This is a genomic window from Domibacillus aminovorans, from assembly GCF_001643235.1.
In the GTDB taxonomy this organism is placed as follows: domain Bacteria; phylum Bacillota; class Bacilli; order Bacillales; family Domibacillaceae; genus Domibacillus; species Domibacillus aminovorans.
This window is the reverse complement of sequence record NZ_LQWY01000003.1, coordinates 50,242-73,220: the sequence shown is the minus strand read 5'-3', so window position 1 is coordinate 73,220 and position 22,979 is coordinate 50,242. Positions and strand designations below refer to the sequence as shown.

Annotated in this window: 21 protein-coding genes and 2 pseudogenes; 10 read left to right on the top strand and 13 right to left on the bottom strand. The window is 38.1% G+C overall.

What is annotated here, in order from left to right; translation table 11 throughout:
• Positions 1-104: 104 nt before the first annotated feature.
• Positions 105-1,118 carry a metal ABC transporter solute-binding protein, Zn/Mn family gene (locus tag AWH49_RS01555; RefSeq protein WP_063964445.1) on the bottom strand — a complete coding sequence of 338 codons (1,014 nt, stop codon included), beginning with the start codon at positions 1,116-1,118 and terminating at the stop codon, positions 105-107.
• Between the two features lie 633 nt (positions 1,119-1,751).
• Between AWH49_RS01555 and AWH49_RS01550 the strand changes: the two genes are divergently transcribed.
• Positions 1,752-2,882: an ATP-binding protein gene (locus AWH49_RS01550; RefSeq protein ID WP_051927720.1), complete on the top strand. Its 1,131-nt coding sequence runs from the start codon at positions 1,752-1,754 to the stop codon at positions 2,880-2,882.
• Between the two features lie 372 nt (positions 2,883-3,254).
• On the opposite strand, the gene AWH49_RS19830 is transcribed toward AWH49_RS01550, so the two are convergent.
• Positions 3,255-3,425, bottom strand: coding sequence for a hypothetical protein (locus AWH49_RS19830; RefSeq protein ID WP_157723655.1), 171 nt, complete (start codon positions 3,423-3,425; stop codon positions 3,255-3,257).
• A 345-nt stretch (positions 3,426-3,770) separates the two neighbouring features.
• On the opposite strand from AWH49_RS19830, the gene AWH49_RS01545 reads away from it, so the two are divergent.
• From AWH49_RS01545 to AWH49_RS01530, 4 genes are all read left to right on the top strand, one after another.
• The gene (locus AWH49_RS01545; RefSeq protein ID WP_034284810.1) at positions 3,771-4,052 is read left to right on the top strand and encodes a hypothetical protein; all 282 of its coding nucleotides are present in this window, start codon (positions 3,771-3,773) and stop codon (positions 4,050-4,052) included.
• A gap of 484 nt (positions 4,053-4,536) precedes the next feature.
• A complete protein-coding gene (locus tag AWH49_RS01540) occupies positions 4,537-5,106 on the top strand; it encodes a maltose acetyltransferase domain-containing protein (protein ID WP_157723654.1) in 570 nt (189 codons plus the stop codon).
• A gap of 583 nt (positions 5,107-5,689) precedes the next feature.
• Positions 5,690-5,914 (top strand): hypothetical protein, encoded by a 225-nt coding sequence (locus AWH49_RS01535; protein WP_018392861.1) that lies wholly within the window; start codon positions 5,690-5,692, stop codon positions 5,912-5,914.
• 537 nt (positions 5,915-6,451) lie between these two features.
• Positions 6,452-6,631, top strand: coding sequence for a small acid-soluble spore protein H (locus AWH49_RS01530; RefSeq protein WP_063964444.1), 180 nt, complete (start codon positions 6,452-6,454; stop codon positions 6,629-6,631).
• 203 nt (positions 6,632-6,834) lie between these two features.
• Here the strand turns inward: AWH49_RS01530 and AWH49_RS01525 are convergent, their stop codons facing one another.
• The 3 genes from AWH49_RS01525 to AWH49_RS01515 are packed head-to-tail and all read right to left on the bottom strand — an operon-like array spanning position 6,835 to position 10,549.
• Entirely contained in the window at positions 6,835-7,932 is a 1,098-nt protein-coding gene (locus AWH49_RS01525; RefSeq protein WP_063964443.1) for a Ger(x)C family spore germination protein, read from the bottom strand.
• Positions 7,929-9,020 carry a GerAB/ArcD/ProY family transporter gene (locus tag AWH49_RS01520; protein WP_169815961.1) on the bottom strand — a complete coding sequence of 364 codons (1,092 nt, stop codon included), beginning with the start codon at positions 9,018-9,020 and terminating at the stop codon, positions 7,929-7,931. The genes AWH49_RS01525 and AWH49_RS01520 overlap by 4 nt, the downstream gene beginning before the upstream one ends.
• The gene (locus AWH49_RS01515; RefSeq protein ID WP_063964441.1) at positions 9,017-10,549 is read right to left on the bottom strand and encodes a spore germination protein; all 1,533 of its coding nucleotides are present in this window, start codon (positions 10,547-10,549) and stop codon (positions 9,017-9,019) included. Before AWH49_RS01515 ends, AWH49_RS01520 begins: the two co-directional genes overlap by 4 nt.
• Positions 10,550-10,814: 265 nt before the next feature.
• Here AWH49_RS01515 and AWH49_RS20590 point away from each other — a divergent pair.
• Positions 10,815-10,969, top strand: a pseudogene (locus AWH49_RS20590) (DsrE/DsrF/DrsH-like family protein); the annotation flags it as partial.
• A 212-nt stretch (positions 10,970-11,181) separates the two neighbouring features.
• Here AWH49_RS20590 and AWH49_RS01510 read toward each other — a convergent pair.
• Positions 11,182-12,570: an amino acid permease gene (locus AWH49_RS01510; protein ID WP_063964440.1), complete on the bottom strand. Its 1,389-nt coding sequence runs from the start codon at positions 12,568-12,570 to the stop codon at positions 11,182-11,184.
• 765 nt (positions 12,571-13,335) lie between these two features.
• On the opposite strand from AWH49_RS01510, the gene AWH49_RS01505 reads away from it, so the two are divergent.
• On the top strand, positions 13,336-13,962 hold the full coding sequence (locus AWH49_RS01505) for a hypothetical protein (protein WP_063964439.1): 627 nt from the start codon (positions 13,336-13,338) through the stop codon (positions 13,960-13,962).
• 49 nt (positions 13,963-14,011) lie between these two features.
• Here the strand turns inward: AWH49_RS01505 and AWH49_RS18865 are convergent.
• The 5 genes and pseudogenes from AWH49_RS18865 to AWH49_RS01485 all read right to left on the bottom strand — a co-directional run.
• A pseudogene (locus tag AWH49_RS18865) lies at positions 14,012-14,547 on the bottom strand (IS6 family transposase); the annotation flags it as partial.
• A gap of 9 nt (positions 14,548-14,556) precedes the next feature.
• Entirely contained in the window at positions 14,557-15,183 is a 627-nt protein-coding gene (locus AWH49_RS01500) for a hypothetical protein (RefSeq protein WP_063964438.1), read from the bottom strand.
• Between the two features lie 554 nt (positions 15,184-15,737).
• On the bottom strand, positions 15,738-16,502 hold the full coding sequence (locus AWH49_RS01495; protein WP_063964437.1) for a carbon-nitrogen hydrolase family protein: 765 nt from the start codon (positions 16,500-16,502) through the stop codon (positions 15,738-15,740).
• Positions 16,503-16,790: 288 nt separating this feature from the next.
• On the bottom strand, positions 16,791-17,618 hold the full coding sequence (locus AWH49_RS01490; RefSeq protein ID WP_063964436.1) for a protein-glutamine gamma-glutamyltransferase: 828 nt from the start codon (positions 17,616-17,618) through the stop codon (positions 16,791-16,793).
• A gap of 379 nt (positions 17,619-17,997) precedes the next feature.
• A complete protein-coding gene (locus AWH49_RS01485) occupies positions 17,998-19,155 on the bottom strand; it encodes an MFS transporter (protein WP_063964435.1) in 1,158 nt (385 codons plus the stop codon).
• Positions 19,156-19,188: 33 nt separating this feature from the next.
• Between AWH49_RS01485 and AWH49_RS01480 the strand changes: the two genes are divergently transcribed.
• Entirely contained in the window at positions 19,189-19,869 is a 681-nt protein-coding gene (locus tag AWH49_RS01480) for a LysR family transcriptional regulator substrate-binding protein (RefSeq protein ID WP_244886761.1), read from the top strand.
• Positions 19,870-19,929: 60 nt separating this feature from the next.
• Positions 19,930-20,115 carry a hypothetical protein gene (locus tag AWH49_RS19825; RefSeq protein ID WP_155894672.1) on the top strand — a complete coding sequence of 62 codons (186 nt, stop codon included), beginning with the start codon at positions 19,930-19,932 and terminating at the stop codon, positions 20,113-20,115.
• 59 nt (positions 20,116-20,174) lie between these two features.
• On the opposite strand, the gene map is transcribed toward AWH49_RS19825, so the two are convergent.
• Entirely contained in the window at positions 20,175-20,918 is a 744-nt protein-coding gene (gene map / locus AWH49_RS01475) for a type I methionyl aminopeptidase (RefSeq protein ID WP_063964434.1), read from the bottom strand.
• 156 nt (positions 20,919-21,074) lie between these two features.
• Here map and AWH49_RS01470 point away from each other — a divergent pair, with 156 nt between their 5' ends.
• Positions 21,075-21,698 (top strand): HAD hydrolase-like protein, encoded by a 624-nt coding sequence (locus AWH49_RS01470; RefSeq protein ID WP_063964433.1) that lies wholly within the window; start codon positions 21,075-21,077, stop codon positions 21,696-21,698.
• 39 nt (positions 21,699-21,737) lie between these two features.
• Here AWH49_RS01470 and AWH49_RS01465 read toward each other — a convergent pair whose 3' ends face one another.
• Complete coding sequence (locus tag AWH49_RS01465) at positions 21,738-22,937, bottom strand: MFS transporter (RefSeq protein WP_063964432.1); 1,200 nt, start codon at positions 22,935-22,937, stop codon at positions 21,738-21,740.
• Between the last annotated feature and the right edge of the window lie 42 nt (positions 22,938-22,979).

Genomic DNA, 22,979 nt, shown 5'->3' with positions numbered 1-22,979 from the left:
CAGTATTTGACCGTCAAAATCTCACCCTTCAGTTCATGATCGCTTCAGCCCCTATCAGTTCATTCTCCAAAAAAGCCGCTTCCTGTTTGGGAAGCAGCTTTTTATCATTTCGCCAAGGCTGTTTTCAACGTTTCAATATTTTTCTCCATAATAGAGAAATAATCCTCGCCATTTTCAATGTCTTCTTCTGTTAAAGTTGACAGATTATGAAGGCGGAGTGAGTCAGCACCAATTTCGTTTTGAATGACTTTTGCTACTTTCGGTGTAATATTTTGTTCAAAGATAACGTATTTAATGTTATGCTTTGTTGCTGTATCAGCAATTTCTTTCAATTCTTTTTGTGACGGTTCCTCCGTTGATGAAAGACCAGCTATGCTAAGTTGTTCAATGCCATATGATTCTTCCCAATAGCCGTAAGCTGCGTGAGACACAAGAATTTCTTTTTGTTCTGCGGCGTCCGTCATCGTGTGAAATTGTTCATCCAGCGATTCAAGATCTGTTTTTAGCGATTTAAAATTTTCATTATACGTCCCTTTCCCATCAGGATTTAACGTTACAAGTTCATCTTTCACAACGCTTGCTATTTCAATCGCCAACATCGGATCAATCCATATGTGCGGGTCAACACCGCCGTGTTCATGATCATGGCCACCTTCTGTTGTTTCACCTTCATGCGCGTGACCGTCTTCTGTTCCTTCTTCATGAGCTGTTTCATCTTCATGTGAATGACTCTCATGGCTGTCCACTTCCACATTGACATGCTCACCAACATTCACGATCTTGACATCTTCTCCTGCCAGCGTTTCTTCCGCTTTTTCTGCGAATGGCTCAAGGTTCAAGCCGTTGTATAAAAACAAATCGGCTTCAGCCAGCTCTAGTATTGTTTTTGTTGTCGGTTCGTACGTATGTTCATCTGCACCTGCCGGCATAATACTTTCCACGTTCACCGTATCGCCGCCAATCCGCTCAGCAAAATATTCAAGCGGGTAAATAGTTGTATAAACAGTCAATCGGCTGGCTTCATTTTCTTCTGTTGATGTTGCTTCCTTATCTTCTTCATTGCTGCATGCCGCTAGTGCTAATGACAGGGCGGCGGCAATAACTGCCCATTTTTTCACAATAAACCCCTCCAAATATGATGTATCATCTATTATATAGTAATCATTCCGATTTGCAAATAATAATTATTACGATTTAAAAGAGCATTCACCAATATTCAAATGAATGCCTTCATTTCACTTCGTTAAAATCGTATGTGCATTATATCGAATGTTACTATATCATATTTCCGGTGTATTAACACTCATCTTCCATGAGTTTTTTGAAGTATGGATATATCATATAATATCTTTAAATATTAAAAATATGATCATTTTGTTATCAATCTTGTGAATCGCCAAATCACTGAATACATCATCTGGCAACTTTGCTTCCATTTGCACGGTCCATCACCACGTTGATCAGGAAAAATCCCGGCCTAGTCATAGAAGCGGTAACAGTTAAAAGCCAGCAGAATCCTTTTGGAACATAGAATCTGTAATCAACATGCGGTCGTATCGCTGTACCTTCACAATTTTCTCACCCCCTTCCAGGCAATAAAAAAGACCTATTTTCGGTCTTTCAACATTTTCCAATATTAAATTTAATCATGTGAGGAAAAATAGCAAAAATTACTTTATAATTTAAAGGGATGTTATCGATTATGACGAATTGAATTTATCAGCCATTAAAATAAACAAAGGATGTGACCTATGGATTATAGCTACAAGGAAAACAATCAGAATATTAACAATAATAAAATTGATTATAAAAATCTTATCCCAGGACCAAATAGGTTTGTATTTAAATTTATAAAGAAAGATAACGATTTTATCCATACGTTCATTGAAGGTGAGTTTCTAGAAAAACTAGGACTTTCCCCTTCTCATATTATCGGTAAATCTTTGCATGAATTCTTACCTGAAAATCAGGCAAATCAAAAACATAAATTTTATGAACTGGCCTGGAATGGTGTTCCTGTTAACTATGAAGGATACATAAATGGATTCCATTACCTTGCTTCATTAACTCCAGTAATTATCAATTCAAAAATTATTGAAGTAAATAGTATAGCTATCGACATTACAGAGTATCGGAAGAATTCCATGAAGATCCAAGAACTAGAAAAACTTTCATTAATTGGGGAATTAGCGGCTGGAGTTGCCCATGAAATTCGAAATCCTTTAACATCTATAATAGGGTTTGCCCAGATAATTAAAGAAAGTTCAATTGACGAAGCAACAGATAAGTACCTTGAGATAATGCTTAATGAATTAAACCGAATTAGTACCATCGTCAATGAATTTATGTGTATATCTAAACCTAAAGAAAGCATGGAATTTAGAAATACAGACATTAAAGCTTTGGTCTCTCGTGTTATAGAATTTATGAAACCCCAAGCAAGTCTAAAAGGGCTAAACCTTATCGAATTTATTAATTCTGATTCTATAATCACTGCTCATTGTGACCCCAATCATTTAACACAAGTTCTAATGAACCTGATACAAAATGCTCTTGAAGCAACTACCGAGTCTACTCAAAAAATAGTGGTTTCGCTTAAAAATGTAAACAAAGATAGCCTCTTAATAAAAATTACTGATCAAGGGAGCGGGATTTCACCAGAGAGACAAAAAAGACTGTTTGAACCTTTTTATACAACAAAAGAAAAAGGGACAGGATTAGGACTTATGATGTGCAAACGGATTATAGAAAACCACAACGGTACGATAGAAATTAACAGTCAACTTGGTAAAGGAACGACTGTCAGAATCATTTTACCTAAGGCAGTTAGTCGTCTTCAATCATCCTCAAAAACAGGGTTATCCGTGCAACGGCAATTATAATCAGTACCAGGCCAGCCAACAGCAGGCGACTTGGCATACTCGAAAGTTGCCCCATCCAAGCTTCTCGGACCCGCTCGTCCTGTGAGGTGCTCCATTTAAACTTTCTGATCCCCATTCCCTTGTGACGATGACCTATCAACTGTCCATGAATGGATCCGATCTGATCACGAGCAATGATTTTAGCCCGTCCCTGCGTCATACCGATGCGTTTGATCAGCTAGTCCCGCATTTCTTTCGGACTGCTGCCGTTTTTCACTTTACGTCATAACATTTTGCTTTTATGGGATGTTTCGTGGGTATTTGGGGGAATATCCGCATTTTCACCCACGAACCATTTTAAAGCTTTTTAAAATGCGCTCTGTTAAATCACTCTCAACATCCGCGATTTTCCTTCTTCCCACGTAACATACCCAGTTTTTTCAGTCGATCCAGATGACCTTTCATAGAAGCATTTACAATGTTTCTGTGGTAACTTTCATCTTTCACATAAACGTTATGGCAACGGTATCTGCCTGTTTTTTCTTTTAGTACATAGGCTTTCATTTTGCTTCTCCTTATGGGTCTACTGAATATAATTTCGAGTGTCATACATAAATTCCTCTCGGATGGTTAAACTGTTACTACACGAGAGTTCCCTCTTGCATATGACAGTTTCACTCTTCCCGGCCGGGGGGCTTGGCTCCCCTCGGTTTTTTAGTTAATCTTTAATTAAAATGGAAATAATATTATTTTCCGGAACATTTTTCTACTTTAGTTTCCGGTTTTTAAAGTCGGGGCAACCCGGCTTTTTATGCTGTAATATCAATATAATCTTAATTAACTTTTTGTAATAATTAAGCTTCCTCAATAATAAGATTGTTTATTAAATCACAGAGAGGAAGATGAAAAATGCTTGAAGAAAAATTCGACTTAGAAACACTTGAAAATGTAAGGAAAAAATTAGCCGAAATTCAGGCTTGGTCAACTATTCAACGAAAAGCTGCCCATGAACTTTATGACATGATTGATGGCTTGTGCCGAGTTGCACACATGTACAATATGGCTATTGCCCAACAGATTGAAGATGGATATATTACAACTTCTAACCCTCAAAGTTACATTCAAAGTAAGCTAAGTACTCCCTATGCAATTTATAGATGGGAAAATTCAAAGCGTGAGTCCTTGAAATAAGGGCTTCTTCTTTTTCATGACTGTATCGACTTTTAAACCTTCTTTTCACTGCGCTTTTTTGCGTCGATAGTATTTTATCAAACAATAACGTCATCACTGTACGGGACTTTTCCTGGCTTTTTTGTATATATTTCTTTGTATTGGTTAAACTGTTATTGTGTTAAGTTTTCTCATAATTAAGTTCCTTCCACTCGTTTTAGTCAGGGCAACCTGGCTTTTTTTGTGCTGTAATATCGATGGATTGTTCATTTAACTGATTGAATTTTCACAGTTTGAATCGTTACTGCGTATACTGAAAACAGATAGGAGTCTCTTGCTCCCTCCTATTTAGAAGCCTTATTTTTATCACTTTCGGGCAACTATTCTTATCCTGGAATAGTTGCTTTTTGTCGTACTGTTCATTAAGCAACTTCCTTTTTTCTCTCCGTTTAGCTACAATAATTCCGAACGTGTGATTAAAACTAAGTAGTAAAGGGGAAGAGAATTGAGAACTGAAAAAGAAAAAATGTTGGATGGTAAATTATATCTTTCAGCCGATCCTGAACTAATGAATGAGCGGGAAAATGCCCGCCGGTTAACAAGATTATTTAACCAGACGTTAGAAACTGAGAACAACAAACGTATAACCCTATTAAAAGAACTCTTTGGCTCTACTGGAGAAAATATACACATTGAGCCTATCCTACGTTGTGATTATGGTTATAACATCCATGTTGGAGAAAATTTTTACGCCAATTTTGATAGTGTATTTTTGGATGTATGTGAAATCAGAATTGGCGATAACTGCTTCATTGCTCCAGGCGTACATATTTATACTGCTACTCATCCATTAAATCCATTTGAAAGAATTTCGGGTGCCGAATATGGCAAGCCAGTAACCATCGGTAATAATGTTTGGATTGGCGGAAGAGCTGTCATCAATCCTGGAATAACAATAGGAAATAATGTCGTTATTGCTTCAGGTGCAATCGTGACAAAAGATGTCCCTGATAATGTAGTCATAGGTGGAAATCCAGCGAAAATAATTAAATGGATCGATGTTCCAAAAGCATAAAAACTTTCCTACTTGCAGAAGGGCTATTTGGGCCCTTCTTTTCTTTCATCTGGCACCCCATTCAAATCAATTTTTACTACATAGTGTGTGTCTACTGTTGATTAAATTTTCCGTTTTTGCGTAGTCTTCAATGGTTAAACTGTTATTGCGTGATACTTTTTCATGAATAAGATCTTTCCAATGTTTGTAGCCGGGGACTTTCTTCGGCTTTTTTTGTATAAACTTTTCTGGAATGGACATACTGTTTTTGTACGACGGTTTTTCGTCACACCCCAAACCCTACTGGTCAATTTCTAACTCTTTTACAGTCAGGTATTAACCTGGCTATTTTTTATTGCAAAATACACTCCTGCTCCCCCTCATCAATTTTTAAACATTCCGTTAAAAAACTGTTACCATACCGACTATATCCACTCTCTTTTCCGCTCTTGTAATGCGAATTGTTTGTATTAAAAATTCCATTCCTATCGACCTCTCTTTAAACGTAGCTTCAACGAAATGTGACATACTTTTTAACCCATTGAACCTTTACAAGAACCCAAATTTATTGGAGTCATAAGATGTATTTAAAGGAGGGATCAATATGCCGTGGCAACATAAAATTAGGTACTTAATTGGTCAACCAGTAGGAATCTCATTATCTAACGGTCAAGGAACTTCAGGTATTTTATGCAATGCGTCTGGAGGAAAAGTTTTTGTTATTGAATATTTGTATCAATCTCAATTTGCACTAAAACAATACGATTATCGTATGATCCAAGATATAAATGAGTTTCCTCCTTGTCAGAACCAACAACCATTATATTAATAACAACGTCTCTCGATTAACTAAAGAGGAATGCACTTTTTTATATTACTTGCTACACGTTTTGTGTCTACTGGATACAAATTTGATTATTTGGCCTAAACTAAAAACAAATAGGAGCCCTTTCTCCCTCCTATTTAGAAGCCCTACCCCATTTCGAGCAACTATCCTTATCCTGAAATAGTTGCTTTTTGTCGTACTGTTTACACGGAGTTCACAATTAATCGGGTGGCCTGTTTTCGGACTTATTCGCTTGCCCGATCCGTTACAGCGATGGCATGTAACTGTGTATTTCGGTATGATTTCAAACACTGGTTGCACTTCCACCTTTTCAACATTTTGAATTTTTCACATTGTTAATTAAGATATTGATCTATCTGTTATTTCTTCAATACCACGCCCTATCCACGGCATAATTCCACCCTTTTCCACCCGTAAATTGAACCTCAACACAACTGAAGCTTAATATTTATTATTAAGAATAATTAAAGCTTTTCAGTAAACATTATTACTGTTACAAATCGAAAGGAGGTCATGATCATGAATAAACAACGAGCGCAAGAAATTGCTGCTTCACCAGTGATGGCTAATGTCACTTTCAATGAAGTACCCATCTATATTCAACATGTGGAAGAAAGCAACGAAACGGCTAGAATTTATCCTCTTGATGAACCGCAGAACGAACAAAATGTTCCTTTAGCTGCTTTAAGAGAACATTAATTATTTAAACTAAATACTGACCCTGCAAACACCACTTAGCGTGGTGTTTGCCTGTTTCATCAAGCCTATTTCTTCTCCACTTTTTATTAAATGATCGGTGATCGGAGACCTCTGTCATGAAACAATTTCAAACATCGGATACACATTGGAATCAAATGCACTTTTGATATCTTTGATCGCTTGGTTCTTCACCGCACTAGGCATTAGAACGTAATTCCGCTTTCGATGATCTCTGCTTTCACATGAATCTTGACGTTCAATTCCGGATAGGCGTTTTCCCATTTTAATTGTTTAAACCGGTCCGGATCCTTTGCCGACATACTGAGCCCGATGCCCAATATATCGGATTCGGCTTCTTTTATTTTATCCATCGTTTTATCCATCGACTGTTTGATTTCGTCTGAGATTTTTTTGTTCACTTTTTTCACCACTTTCTGTTCCTCTAAGTGACCTGGCGGATAATCTGTCACACGGTAGCTCAATTGATACGATAAATCAACCGATGCTGGTCCGTCCTTCGGCATGTGGAGTTTCATTTTCCGTTTCATTTTTTCAATCCGAATCGTCATATTTTCTTCTTTGCCCATTGGGAATGTTAGTGTAGCGTCTTTCCCCTTTTCGTCGTTCATTAAAAGCAAAACGGTCGTTTCTGCTACAGATAATTCACCCGCTATACGCCGATCATTAAAAAGGGCTGTTCCTTTTACTTCCGCCATCTTCTCTTCTTTATTAAACGTGATGAGCGGGGCCATCGCCGCTTCGCCGTCACTTTTATCAAATAGCGGCGAAGCGAATCGCTGTAGATTCGTGTTTGGCACCATTGTCGAGTCTTCGGCGCTTTCAATCAGAGTATGATAATAGGTACTGTACAGCGGTTCTCCTTCTATTTCATTTCTAAAAAAAGGCTCAGCCTTCCCTTCCGTAATGATAATTTTGGCATTCAGCGGGCTTCTAGCATTCCGATAGAGGTCATCAAGCAGCGGATAAATGTCATGCTGGATCGATTCTTTACTAATGAGTAAAACACGCATTTTCCCTATTTCCACAACGGCACTTGCTTTACGATCGATTTTACGTGTACTCTCTCGAACCGTTCGTCCCGTTGCTGATATGACTTGTTTTGTAGAGGCCGGCTTTTGCTCGTTGCCCGGTTCTGGAATGGCAACTGTAAACGCGATTTCTTCTTTTGAAGGCGCATCGATTGCTGCTCCAAAGATAATACTTCTCTCTTTTAGCTGACGTTCATCCCAGCAGCCTGCCAACAGCAGGCAGGACAGCCCCAGTCCAATCCATTTTTTCACACCGATTCCTCCCGTTTCTTTCGGATCAACGCAACCATTAGCAGAAAGGCAGGGATGACAAAAAGAAGAATGATGGATACGCTATTGATTTTATCCCCGATTCTCATTAATTCCATCCGATTTTCAGTGGCAATCGCCACTGGAATAACGAGAACAGCCAATACATAGAGCGATTTCTTGTGCTCCTTCGCCTTTAAAAGGTGCGTCAGTCCAGTCGATGCCACATACAAATAACTGATCATCGTCGTCAGAACAAACACGGCCCATACCGTCAAAAAGAGAAGATCAATCCGTTCAACGACAATCAGTTCGGCTTCTTTTATTATATATAGAACCGGCTCCGGAACGACTTTTATTTCTTCTGGACTGAATATAGCAGAAGAAGCAAAAGCAAGTATTGCATAGATGATGCTGGTTGCCGCATTTGCCCCGGCAACTGCTTTCCATTTAGCTGTTTTTGATCCTTCCGTAAAAGGGTACAACCAAAGTAAAAGTTCGAATCCTGCAAACGCCGTATTAAATGTTTTCCCCACGCCTTTCATAATGTCCTCCACTCCATTTGAAGCGAATGGCAGCAAGTATCGCATCTCGAAGTGTGGAATGAGGGGAAGGAGCACGAATATAATAGACACGAGTAAAAAAGAAGCTAGAATGTGAAATCGTCCAATGATCCTCAAATTTTCTTTTGCTAGGTAAACCGACACTGCGACAGTCAACACTGCAAAGACGACATGCGGTGTTCGTGGAAAAGCCCAGTTGGATGATATGGCAAGAAAAACAGACAGCTGATAGCAAACCATGACAAAAAAGAAAAGCATATACATCATCGTCAACACGGTACCGATGATTTTTCCGACAAGAAGCGGTGCAAAATCATAGAAGGTGAGCCCTGGAAAACGCGACGAAAGCAGCCAGATCACCGCAATGCCTCCTTGTACGAAAAGACCAGCGAGCAAAATGGAAATCCATCCATCTTTTCCTGCTCCCTCTTGGACCGTGTAAGGAATCGATATAAGGCCAATGCCTATTTGTGTTTGCAAGATAATGAAAAACAGCTGAACAGGCGAAATCGTTGCGGGCGATTTCATTTTTTCACCCACTCTCTTGAACCGAACTCCGCGCCTTCTCTAATTGGATGACTGTCGAGCGGCCGTGTTTTCTTCTTCCAAGCAGGCTGTTTTATAAACGTATCTCTTAGCATGTCTTTCAGACGAAAAGGAGCCAATGGCGCAAAATAAGGCCTGCCGAGTGATTCAAGCTTACACAGGTGCATAGCAATAAGCACTACTCCAAACATAAGGCCGTAAAAACCAAATAAAGAAGCGAGGATCATTAACGGGAAACGAATAAGCCGAGTAGCTGTACTCATTTCCGCTGACGGCGCGACAAAGGATGAAATGGCCGTGACCGCCACCACAATAACGGTTGTACGTGAGGCAAACCCTGCGCTGACAACGGCATCACCGATGATGAGACCGCCGACGATCCCGATGGTCTGTCCGATTGGCGTCGGAAGTCTCACACCGGCTTCCCGTATGATTTCAATAGCCGTCTCCATGGCCAGTACTTCAAATATCGGCGGAAACGGAACGGTCTGAACGCCCCCTTTTATTGTTAAGATTAGATCGGCTGGCAACACTTCAAGGTGAAAGCCGACGATGGCTATATACAAACCCGGCATCAGGATCGCGATTAAAAAGGACAAAAACCGGAGCAGCCGGTAAAAGGAGCCGGGGATGGTGCGGGCGTTGTAATCATCCGGAGACTGATACAGAGCAAAAAAAGTCACCGGCATGATGATGCAGGTCGGACTCCCATCTCCAAATAGTGCAATTCTTCCATCCATTATATTTGCTATGGCCCGGTCCGGACGTTCTGTATTCAACACTTGCGGAAATGGAGACAACGTTGAATCTTCGACCATATCTTCCAAAAACCCAGGATCAAACATCATATCCATATCGATGCTGTTCACACGCCGCTTTAGCTCCTCGACAAGCTCTGGATTGGCGATTTCTTTTTCATAAATAATCGCGACACGCGTATTTGTTTTCTGTCCAAGTTGGACATACTCGATCATCAGTCCTGGACTTTTAAGACGCTCTCTTATTAAGGCAATATTCGTGTTTAAGTTCTCAACGAAGCCATCATGGGAGCCGCGGATTACTTTTTCATTCGCTGGCTCCATAATGCTGCGTAAGAAAAATGTTTCCACGCCACACGCGATGCATACCGAACGTCCTTCAAGGAAAAGAAGCACTTTCCCTTGCATTAATGCGGCGATTGCTTTGTCTGGATCCGCTATTTCCTCTCGTTCCAGAACCGTCAGTGCTTCTTCCACATTTTGCATGTCTGTTTCCGAAAGAGGCCGAAGAATACTTTCTTCAATCCGTCCTGAATCTACGATAGTTTCAAAATACAAAAGCCGGCCTTCCGCTTTTTCATATGAAAAGGTCCGCTCTTTTAGATCTCCTGATTTACCGAGTAGATCGATAAGTTGCTTCGTATTTTCAGCCGCTGAAAGAGAAAATAGACTACTATCATTACTTTGGGGCTTCGTATTCCCACCTGCCGTAAGAGAAAGCGGATCATCCTCACCGCTTCGCCAAACTGCCATACAGATCACACTCCCTTTTCCACAGGATGGGGAAGTTTGATAGTTTTTATACATAAAAAAGGAATATTAGAAAATAATGAATAACAAAGAGGTCAATACGATACAGTCACAATTGTAGCAAATCCTGCCTCATAACAATAAAATAACTTCAAATACAAAAGAATTAAAGTGTCTTCTATTACTATTCTGCAGTTTCAATGCTATTGAATAAGGAAAAAGAATATGAGTATAAAAGTAGGGATCATTCTATCCTAGATCACGTAGAATGTCTCAAGAGATGGAGAGCACATTGATTGGGTGTCAGATGATTATTAATGTTATGGGATTAGAAAAAATGCTTTTGTGGGTCGTATTAAAGTTGGCGTAGCAGTCACGTTTTTAGAATTCACTAAAGATGCAGATGTAACTTTAACATTTTAATTCAAAAACTAACATTCCAGTATCTATTTATCCGAATTCCTAATTTTGCAATATAGTTCAGTTTATTACCTTATTTACTTATGGTACGATTCACCGTGATGTGTCTAAGTGCGGTTTTTCAAAAATAAAATAGGGACATTTGTCAAAACTGTCCCTATTCATTGATTTTTTTACTGGCTATTGCTTACTCTAACATTAAACAAAGTGAATTATCAGTTAGTCTCTTGATCCTCTGTTTGAGCATCTACTGGAACACGCTTGCCCATTCCAAAAGCGTAAAAACTAATGACAACGATACCTAGGAAAACAATTCCTACAATAAGCGACATACGTGTGTCATCATTAAACCACATACCGATTAAAACCATAATTAAAAAGGCGATTGTTAAGTAGTTTGTCACCGGTGCAAAAGGCATTTTGAATGGATGATTATCCATTTCAGCTCCCTTTATTTTTCTGAATTGAATTTGACTAATCAGAATAACAAACCATGGAATCATACCAGGAAGTACACTTGCACTGTATACATACACAAATAAATTTTCTGGTGCAATATAACTTAAAATAACGCCCATTGCTAAACCAACCAGCACACCAAGCGTACTGAATAAAGGCACACCATTATGAGATATTTTCGCAAAAAACTTTGGTGCTTGTCCATTCATTGCTAATGTATAAAGCATACGTCCTGCACTGTAAATACCACTGTTACAGCCGGACATTGCCGCTGTGATGACGACAAAGTTAATAATTCCTGCTGCAGCCGTGATGCCAATTTTCGCGAAAGTTGCTACAAATGGGCTTCCAATGGAATCTAGTTGATCCCAAGGGTAAACCGTTACAATGACAAAAATCGCACCAATATAGAAGATTAAAATACGCCAAATAATACTTTGAATCGCTTTAGTTAATGTTTTTTGAGGATCTTTTGCTTCACCGGCTGTAATCCCAATTAGTTCGACACCTTGATAAGCCCCAATAACTAGTGATAGAGCAAAGAAAAATCCTGACCAGCCACCTGCAAAGAAGCCGCCATGTTCCCAAAGATTAGATAATCCAATTGCGTCTCCTCCATTACCAAATCCGAAGAAAATCAGACCAAACCCTGCAATAATCATCAATACAATTGTAACGATTTTAATCATCGCAAACCAAAATTCAAATTCACCAAATGATTTAACAGAAATTAAGTTCGCTGCACCAAGAATTACCATCGCAATGATACCTGGTATCCAAGCAGGCAGGTCTGGGAACCAATACTGCATGTATGCCCCAACTGCTATAATTTCTGACATCCCAACGATAACCCATTGGAACCAGTTACTCCACGCCGTCATATACCCTGCTAATGGATGGATGTACTTATGGCCAAATGTCGCAAATGAACCTGTACTTGGCTCTAAATATAACATTTCTCCCATTGCTCGCATAATGAAAAATATAAAAATCCCTGTGATTGCATAAGCAAGCAATACGGATGGACCCGTCCATTTAATCGTGCTGGCTGAACCCATAAACAAGCCAACACCAATTGTACCGCCCAAAGCAATCATCTGAATATGACGTGCTTCCAAGCCTCTCTTCAATTCTTTGTTTGCCACTTCATTTCCTCCTCTTACAGTATTGCCACAATTTCAAGCAAGTTGCTAATACACTCTCTATTCGGTATCGAAATGATGAAGCGGGCGCCACTTTTTTCAATCTATCTTAAAAGCTGCCTCCTAAAATCATTCTTCACTTCTTATTAAACATTCCTAACAGTTAGAAAGATTTTTTATCTTCCTTCGTCATATAATACATAAATTACTTATCTTATAATAATAAATTCTCCAACAGAATACAATTGTATTTTTCAGGGAAACACTTATTAATCAACATGTACTGATTAAATTCAAAACAGTAACTATATTAGAAAGAAAAGGAATTTTTATTTCAATATAGTTTTAATTTTGTGAAAATTCTTTAAGTAATACTTCTGTGCTAAAGAAAATCTAGATGAATGATTATTTGTAAAAACCTGAACGCGTGGGACTTCACGAAGAGTCTTAAATCATTTCAAATTGCAAATCGCCGAGAAAAGAATATTCCCTTGGCTTGATTCATGCTTTACACAAGCCACAATCTTGTTGTGGGTTATATTTTTCCCTCAACATTGACTTCATTCAAAAAGCTTTTTTTGGATAGCTAATGATAAATTACTTATTTCCTGCTTCAGTTAAATTAAATAAATTTTTTATAAAATTATTCAAATTTAGACAAAATTATTCATTTTTGTTTTATAAAGCCCCTATATTATGGAATCTAGCTGTTATGTCCAAACTCACTTATTCCTTTTCCATATACTAATAAAAAAAGGAGGTGAGAAAGTGAGTAATAATGAGCATAGCTCTTTACGTAAAGATAAAGCAAAAATAGAATCGGCACACCAAGAGTGTATTGACCGTGCTTATCGTATTCCCATATTTTTAAGTACGACAACTCATTTAAATGACAACCAACAACGGTTTCTAAACCGTCTAATTTTAGAGATTGAGAATGCTTTGCTTTTTCCGCGTACATTACCTTTAAGCGAAAGTTATCCCGAATCCATTTTAACTGATATTCGTCGGTTAGTTTCATCAAGCTATGGAATGTTGGCAGTAAACCTTCGTCGTTTTAAAATTCAAACAGTTGGCGTCAATACAGGACCCCTTCCACCATCCACTCCGTTCTGGGAAGGATCCGTTTATTCACAAGTAGAACCTTCAATGGCTTTTCAATTTGGTCTACCCTTATTATTAGTAAGGGAAGAAGATACTGACGCAAATAATGGAATTTGGGCGGGAGGAATTGCCCCACTCAACCTATTTATAGTTTGGCATTCTGAAACTCAAACTGTTGATCAATTCTTTAACACTCCTGAATGGAGATCAGCCTTTGCAAATTGGAGTGCACAAGTAAGAAATGCTTTTTATATTCAGACAGAGCCTAAGTTCAAGTACAGATGTGAATGATAAAAGGGAAGATAAAAAGAGGCGAATATTTTCCTAGTGGAATTCGGTCTTAAGCAACAATTCTAAATAGTTGATGGATGAACTTCACCTGATTTTGGACAGACTTATCCCGTGAAACAAGTTGCCTTTTTTCACCATATGCATAGCTTCTATTTCCACTATGTTATGGAGATATTTCACTGGTCTTATTTGGATGCCTAATGGCATCTTTTTTTCTCAATTCTTCAACTGCTGTAGGGTAAGCCGGGTTCCTATCGACTGCCACGACACGAGGCTCAGAATTATGAAAAGACTGCAAAGTTTTAAAAACCGCTTTGCAGCCTTGTGATTTCTTGTGTTGCTTAGGTAAAAATCGATGGTATTTCCTTTCGAATCGACAACACGATACAGGTACATCCATTGACTTTTTACTTTGATATATGTTTCATCGACTCTCCAAGAGTCATTGGTTTACTTGAGATGACGACGGATTCGCTTGTCTAATCCAGGACCATACTGATGAACCCAACGCATGATCGTTATATGAGCAACGGATAAGCCCCGTTCCTCCATCATTTCCACCAAATCACAAAAGCTCAAGTTGTACCAATGTCATCATAACGGCTTTATAAGACTCTGACATAATGTATTCGCTTCTTCACCTGTGGCATTGTGGTGCAAGACAGCAATGATCACGCCCGCCTCTTCTCTGGTAAGTTCTGTACTCTTTTTTATGAGTTTGATTTTATTTATTTTAATCAGGTTTTCAACGAATTTCTGTTGCTTTTCAGTGGCTTTAAGCTGTGGCGATATCGATGGACTCTTCATATTTGCATTCACTCTATACACGAGACCGTCTACCAATGAGGATATACAGGCACGCTGATAGTTACCTGTCAGGTATTCATCTTTATGCGTCCGATAATACTTAGGAATGACATAATCAGCATATTCTGCAACCTCTTGCACGAAAGTCGGGTAGTTTTCAATTATGACCTCCTGCGGGCCAACTTTCTCCACCTGTTTTACTGAGCTTATAATGTGCGGCAGGATCTCCATCGCTAACTCTACTCTGTTTTTATCATTCAAAGCTTGTACAATGGATTTTATCCTGCCATCTAACGTTAAAAACAATGGTTGTACTAATTCCTGCGATACATAATCCCTGATCGTTTTCTGGATAGCAATCTCTGTTTTATTTCGACCGTATACATTTAGGCTCTGTTCCAAGTAATCAAACATCTTTATTTGACCTCCCTTTGCTGCATATACTTGTAGTATGGAATCCAGTAATCCACGGTCACCCCGAATGCTTCTCATAATCGAACCAGAATATCAAACTGTTATCGTAATTGCAATCCCATCACCTCATATTCTATTAACTATATCCATATTATATACGATTTGTAATATTATGTTTAATGATTACGCTCCGCCACATATGAAAGAGGTGGAAATGCTGTCCAATCAATTAGACGATGACTCGCTTTATTTGCCTTTTTATTTTCACAAACAGTGATACACTTACGAAGGTTCTAGTACAATTAATTGGAGATGATAAAAAGAGACGAAAAGTTTCCTAGTGGAATCTGGTCTTAAGTTTCTACCTACTTTGGTTACAACTAAATTCATTATTGAATCATTCCTTATCAAATAATGTATCCAAATTGATTTTCCCTATGACCTTATTAACCCGATTACTGAATACCTTTGAGCAAAATAAAGCAAGAGAACGACCTTTCGAATCTTTTTGCTCTTGCCACCCGTTTGTTGAAGAATTTTATTTAAATAAAAAATCAATCAATATAATTAATTTCAAAATCAGAAGAAATTAAATTCATATCATCCAAATTCCATTCAAAAATTAAAATTGCAGATTGTGCAGATTTATGTGAAAGAAGTCGTTTACCATTCTTAATAACCAAGCTTTCAGCTTCCCAAAAGGAAACAGTCGTATCTTCCCCAGTACGATTACACACAAATATGGGCAATCCAGTATCAATGGATCTTTGTTCCCACTCACCGTTCGGTCCGTGTAAACCTGGTCCCCAAGATGAAGGAGCAACTAGGATTTCTGCCCCTTTGGTCAATAATGTTTCCGCAATATTTTTTGTATAGGCATCTGCACATATCAGCACACCCACTTTTATATACCCCAAATCTATTGGTTCAATGAACTCACCTGGTGTAGACCAATTATCTACCCTTGCAATCTTTTTTTGTTTTCCTATTAATTCACCTTTCTGATTAATCACAAAAACTGAATTGTATAGTTTATTATCTTGTTTTGATTTTTCTGCACAGCCAAGAAATACAGTTGTTTTGATTGACTCAACAATGTTATGAAAATTAGTCATCCATTTATCGGGTTGTTGTTTAATCCAATCAGTTCCAATGATATGAGTAAACTGTAATCCGCTAGTAGCTAATTCTGGTGTTATAACCCAATCTACTTCTTTTTCTGCTGCATGCTTAACTGCTTTTTCAATAAGGTTTTGATTGTATTTAATATCTCCAGCAATAGGGATTAAATGTAATAAAGCAATTCTTATCGTTCTCATCAATTCACTCCTTGCCTATCATACATACTTTATGACCCCGGCATCCAACACTTTAATAAAAATATATAGATTTTCTAAATCCACTTATCTAACAGGTACTTTCGTTGAATAACTTTCACAGAAAATAATCAAACTTTTTTATAAAAAGAAATCTTTTTAAATACGTTGAGAACCTGTTTTTGATCAATCTTTTTTTCAAAAACAGGTTCTTTTATTTATCGATAAATCATCGTTTTCAGCAGCACCTTAATCGAATTTTATTTTAAACCAACACTTTCGGGTTGGCGATTACAAGTAGAACACATATTGATCAAATGAAATCGAACTTTCGTTATGTTGGACGACGATATGTTGATATTTATGATTCAAATAAACTCCTTGTGACATCGAAAGTTTCGCCAAATGTTTAAAAGATGGTCTTGTAACTAAATTTGTCAGATAGGCTGATTGCTTTGTCCCCGGCTTTCTCCTTCGATTCAGAGCATGGATTATTTGTTCAGCTGTCTTTATTCCTACCCCATGTCCAAAATACGTACCATCTCCTAGAATAACGGCATTTTCTCCTCTCCACTGAGGGGTTTGCGGATCGAAGTCCGGATTTTTAAAATATACGACATCTCCAGGCAAAAAATGGCCTGTATAATTTGATGTTATTCCGAGATCAGGATCAGCATGCCAGCTGTATAAATAGATATTTTGAAATAATCGATTAAATAAGGATTCGCCTATAAGGTTTAGGACCGCATGGTAATAGATAATGACCTTTGCCGTTGCACATTCAAACGCATATTGTGAACTGTTCCTGTAGATATCTTGAATCGCGTCTGATGGTTTTACACCATCCCGCAGCAGGAATCCGCCGGTACTCGTCAAATGCCAGTATCGAGGATTACAACGGGACTTTGCAAATACTTCAAACCGCACATTGCTTTGATTCATGGCTTTTGCACTTAATATGATATTTTTTCGTAACTTAAGCTCAAACAATAATTCACCTATGGATCGATACGAGTAAACGACTGTATCTTTATTCATCCGTTGAATGATCATACTTTCAATGCTACCAGACGGCCACATATCACTTCGTTGAAAGGGCTTTCCCGATAGTTGAATCATAATATACCTCTTTTCAAGTTCGAGTATTAATTTACATTATTACCTAGCATATTCAAGCATCGTTTTAATGTGTAGCTTTCACAAATAAAACAATCCGTCCTTTTTCAGATTGAACCACGTCGTTCGGTTACTCCAAGAACTTGGGATGATGATTATAAAGTGATCAAAGCAGGATATATAGAAGGATCTGACTCTTATGCCACCACGAGAATAAATATTGAAAAAGCTTCCGGAATTCATAGATTTCGGAAGCTTTTAATGCAATATATTAACTATTATGTTAAAATTGAACTTTATGTTTCACTTTCTTGAACTAACGCACCCGTTTAGTTGAAGAGGTAAAGTTATTAAAGAAACCATTCACCTTCCAAATGTTGGTTCATTTTGTTTCATCCATGTTTTCTTTGTTGTTCCCTATTTTTAAGATAGTAAAAAGCATCATACATATAATGATCACTAGTACTAACAACCCTGGAACAAAATTGTCAAATAGATCTACTGTGAGCCCAATAAATGCAGGACCAAGAGATCCTAACAAATAGCCGCCAAATAGCATCATAGCAGACCATGATATAGCTTCTTCTGTATTACTAGCTTCTTCAATTGGGATTAGTAGAGCCAAAGGAAAAAGACCGCCAGCTCCGATACCTAGAAAAATAGTAGTTACCCATGGGGAGAAATGTATCAGTAACAATACAATTCCTATTAATTCAGAGAGACTACATACTAGTAACCAAGTTTTTCTATCCCCTGTTTTACTAACAAGTATGGGAATTAAAAAACTTACAGGAATTTGAATGACTGTAAACAGTGTGAGGATCATGCCAGATTGAGAATAGCTTAAACCTGTTGATTGCACGATTGGAGCCAACCAAGCCGTTACAGTATAAAAAATAGCCGCCATGCAACCAAAAAATAATATAAACAAATTAACACGTTTATTTTTTATAAATAAAGCTGAAATAGATATGGAATCTTTATTTGTAGCCCCTTTTTTTAGAAGTGGGAGAAGTAGTAAAGAAGCGGGTACCGCTAAAATACTCCAGAAACTTAATGAATGTTGCCAAGAATCATTCATTTTTTGAAATAATTGTACAGAAAAACTAGATGCAATCGCTGCACCAGTCACCATAGATACGGAGTATAGACCCGTTAAACCAGGCTTTTCAGGAAAGTATTTTTTTATAAACCCTGAAATTAATGGTCCAGCAATTCCTATACCAACCCCAGAGAATAGGGCTGTAGTAAGTAAGAAAAGACTACTATTGACGAACACTCGAAGGAATGTGGCAATTAATATCAAAAGCATTGCTAGAAGTAAAGATCTTTCAATTCCTAAAAGGTTATTTAACCTAATGGCTAAAATGGCAAATAGGCCCATACAAAAAACAGGTAGCGTCGTTATTAAACTAGCTGTCACCCCACTCATTCCTAAATCTGTTTGGATGATATCAAGTAAAGGACCAACAGAAGTAATGGATGGTCTTAAATTCAATGAAACAAAAAATATAATCATAGCGAGATAAACAAAACGCACAGGAAACGCCTCCTTCCTTTATCATCGCATTCATTGTATATTTACGCTTTACAAATTGTTCAACTACTAGAAAATGCAAAAAATTCCATAGAAGATCTTACAAATCTGAATACCGGTCACTTACGTGTAGCGGTACTACCATCCGATCTTGATTATCGATTAACATCATTACTAATAGATTTTCACAAGGAATTCCCAAATACTAAAGTTCAAGTGATTCCATCAATTGATATTTTAAATAAAGTGCTAGAAAATGAAGTTGATATTGGGGTTGGTTTAGCGATTCAACCAGACAGTCGTTTAAATCGTATACCTTTTTATACCGAAACGTATAGTCTTTATGTTAATAAAGAACATGATTTAGCAGAAAAAGAAATTATTTTACCGGAAAACTTGGTAAATGTACCTTTAGTTATGTATCCTAAGGGATTCTATGGACGTGATTTGATTGATACATGGTGCAAAAATCAAGAAATTTCTATCGATACGCTTATGGAAACAGGATCAGCTACTTCCTTGTTTCAACTCGTAAAAGAAGGGATTGGGGCTACTATTCAACCTAGTCAACTGATTGAAAGTTTCCAGTCGCTCGGTATCCGTGCAATTTCAATCAAGCATTCACCTACCAGGAAGTTAGAAATGTTTTATCGTAATGATAAATATTTAAGTCAATCCGCAAAAGCGTTCTTGAAAAGAATGGATGCCTTTTTTTAAGTCAGCATTGGAAGAGACATTAAAAATTTAATCAATGCTGTTTTTAAATATGCTAAACGAATGGAATACATTGAAAGAAATCCTATGCAGCATGTTGTCGTTTCAATAAAAGTAGAAGATTTTTTGGTAAAAGAAGAAAAACGTAATTATTGGGAAAGGGATGAAATAAAAAATGGTCAATTTATGGTCAGAGAGTGTAAAAATAATAAAAAACAGCCCCATAATTTATTGATATATGGGGTTTGAAACGTTGATATATAAATATTCTGAACAACATGTATTGTATATTCAGAATTGGCAACTGATTATTTCGTTAAAATAATCGGCTCGCCTTTCGTTACAATGACCGTATGTTCAATTTGCGCGACTCGGCTGCCATCAGGTGTTTTGAACGTCCATCCGTCCCCTGATTCTTTAATCATATCTGCTTTTTCTGATACGAACGGTTCAAACGCAAGTACCATGCCTTCTTTTAAAAGGGCATTATCCCAAGGATCAAAATAATTCATTATATGATCCGGTGCTTCATGTAGTGATTTACCGATACCGTGGCCTGTTAAATTTTTAATGACCGCAAATCCATTCCGGCGTGCTTCATTGGCAACGGCTTTCCCGATTTGATTTTGCTTGGCGCCTGCTTTTATTTTCAGAAGGCCGCGTTCAAATGACTGCTCTGCTGCTTCACATAATTTCGTTAAAATCGGTTCGCCCTTACCAACGACGAATGAAATGCCTGTATCCGCAAAATAACCATCATAGGAACCGGATACATCAATATTCACAAGATCTCCTTCTAAAATAACACGGCTTCCCGGAATACCATGTGCTACTTCATCGTTAACGCTAATACATGTAAAGCCAGGGAAATCATATTCACTTTTAGGGCCAGAAATGGCACCGTACTTTTTAAATAAACGACCCCCAAGTTCATCAATTTCTTTTGTTGTTACACCTGGTTTCGTATAAGCTCGCATTTCATCACGAATAGCCGCGACAATGCCGCCAATTTTTTTTAATGCTTGCAATTCTTTATCTGTTTTTACGATCATATTGGTCATTCCTTCTCTTTTGATTTTCCATTTCTCATTATAACAGAATGCATACATCCTGAAAAAAAATCTTTTTTATGTTTGACGTACCATTCCAGTGTTAAACTAACAGTATACGTGGGCAACTCTGTCCTTATTCGAAAGGGTGATATTTATATGACAAAATGTGTAATATTTGATTTTGATGGAACACTTTCTGATTCCCTCCAGGTGTTTATTAAAGCCTATAACAATTTTGCTGAACAGGAAGGCTATAATAAAGTTGACCCGGAAGATTTAGATGATTTAAAAAGAATGAGTATTCCAGAGCGGTGCCGTCATTTAAATTTCCCGATGCGTAACATACCATTCGCCGCTCCGAAATTATACCGCTACGTACGTGAATCCCGAGAAACACTTCCGCTTTTTCCCGGTATAAAGCAAATGCTTGATGAATTGAACAGCCGTGGCATTCATATTGCTATTATTTCATCTAACGCAAGCGACATCATTAAAAATTGCCTTGAATTAAATGGCATCAACTATGTACATGATATTTTATCTTCCAAATACATTTTCAGCAAAGACAAACTCATTAAAAAGCTGCTTAAGCAGTACGATTACACAGTAGAAGATGCCTTTTATGCCGGCGATGAACAGCGTGATATCGATGCAAGTAAAAAGTCCGGCCTTCGTGTCGTCTGGACATCGTGGGGTTATGACGACGAGTCATTGATCAACGGCCCTGATTTAAAAGCCGCAACACCGGATGATATTGTCGATTTTGCATCAAGAGGATAAAAAAAGAGTGCGGGCCTCCTCTGCCTGCACTCTTTTTTATTAGACCGAGCTGGAGACGTTTTGTCTTTTCCTTCCTCTTGCCCAGTTCATACAAATAATGAGCGTAACACCGATAATGAGTGCCCCGAATATATAAGGAAGCCCCATGCTCATATCGAATAGCATTCCAGCCAGAGCTGGACCGATCATATTACCAATACTCATATACGCATTGTTCATTCCTGCTGCAAAGCCCTGTTCGTTCCCAGCCATTTTCGATACAGTCGTATTAATGGCTGGCCGCAAAAGGGAAGCTGCCGTGAAAAACACGCCAGAAATAACTAATACCGATACAAATCCAGTCGCCAGCAAAATACTCAGCATGGATATCCCTGCAACAACAAGCATCGTATTCATGACACGTACTTCCCCAAAACGCTCGAGTACACGATCGAGCACAAATGCTTGAACAATCACGCCAACAAGACCACCAACAACCATTAAGATCGAGATATCTGATGGGCTAAAGCCAAATTTTTCATCTGCATACAAGCTGATCGTTGATTGGTAATTGGCAAGACCAAATGAAAGAGTAAACATCATGATGAGTAAAATGAAATACGACTTCTTGACTGAGAGAGCAAGCTGCTTTAATAGAGATTCACGCTGCTTGACCGCTGTCTGTACTGCTGCCTCTTTTTCAGGCTCTTTCAAAAAGAAAACAGACAAAATAGCTGCAAGCGTCGCTACTGTACCAGCTATCACAAATGGTGCACGCAAACCGAACGCTGCCAGAAAACCCCCAATGCCAGGGCCGACGACAAACCCGAATGACATCGCAGCACCGAGCCGACCCATTCCTTTCGCACGTGTTTCGAGTGTCGTAATATCCGCAACAAACGCCATCATAGATGGAATCATAAACGCCCCACCAATCCCGCCGATTACGCGGGATACATATAACAATACAAGAGTCTCTGAAAAAGCAAATAAAAATTGGGATAATGAAAACAACACTAAACCGAAAATAATGGCTTTTTTACGACCGAATCGGTCAGATAAATCACCAGCAAGTGGTGAGAATAAAAATTGCGCAAAAGCAAACGTAGCGATTAAAAATCCATATGTTTTTCCGCTTGCTCCAAATTCATGAACAATCGTCGGCATAATTGGAATGACAAGCCCGATTCCAGTCATAACGATAAACATATTCATCATTAAAATGAGCAGTGGGAATTTATGTATATTTTTTCCAGTCATTCTAAAACCTGCTTTCTTATTATCTATAAAAGGCTTCCAGCA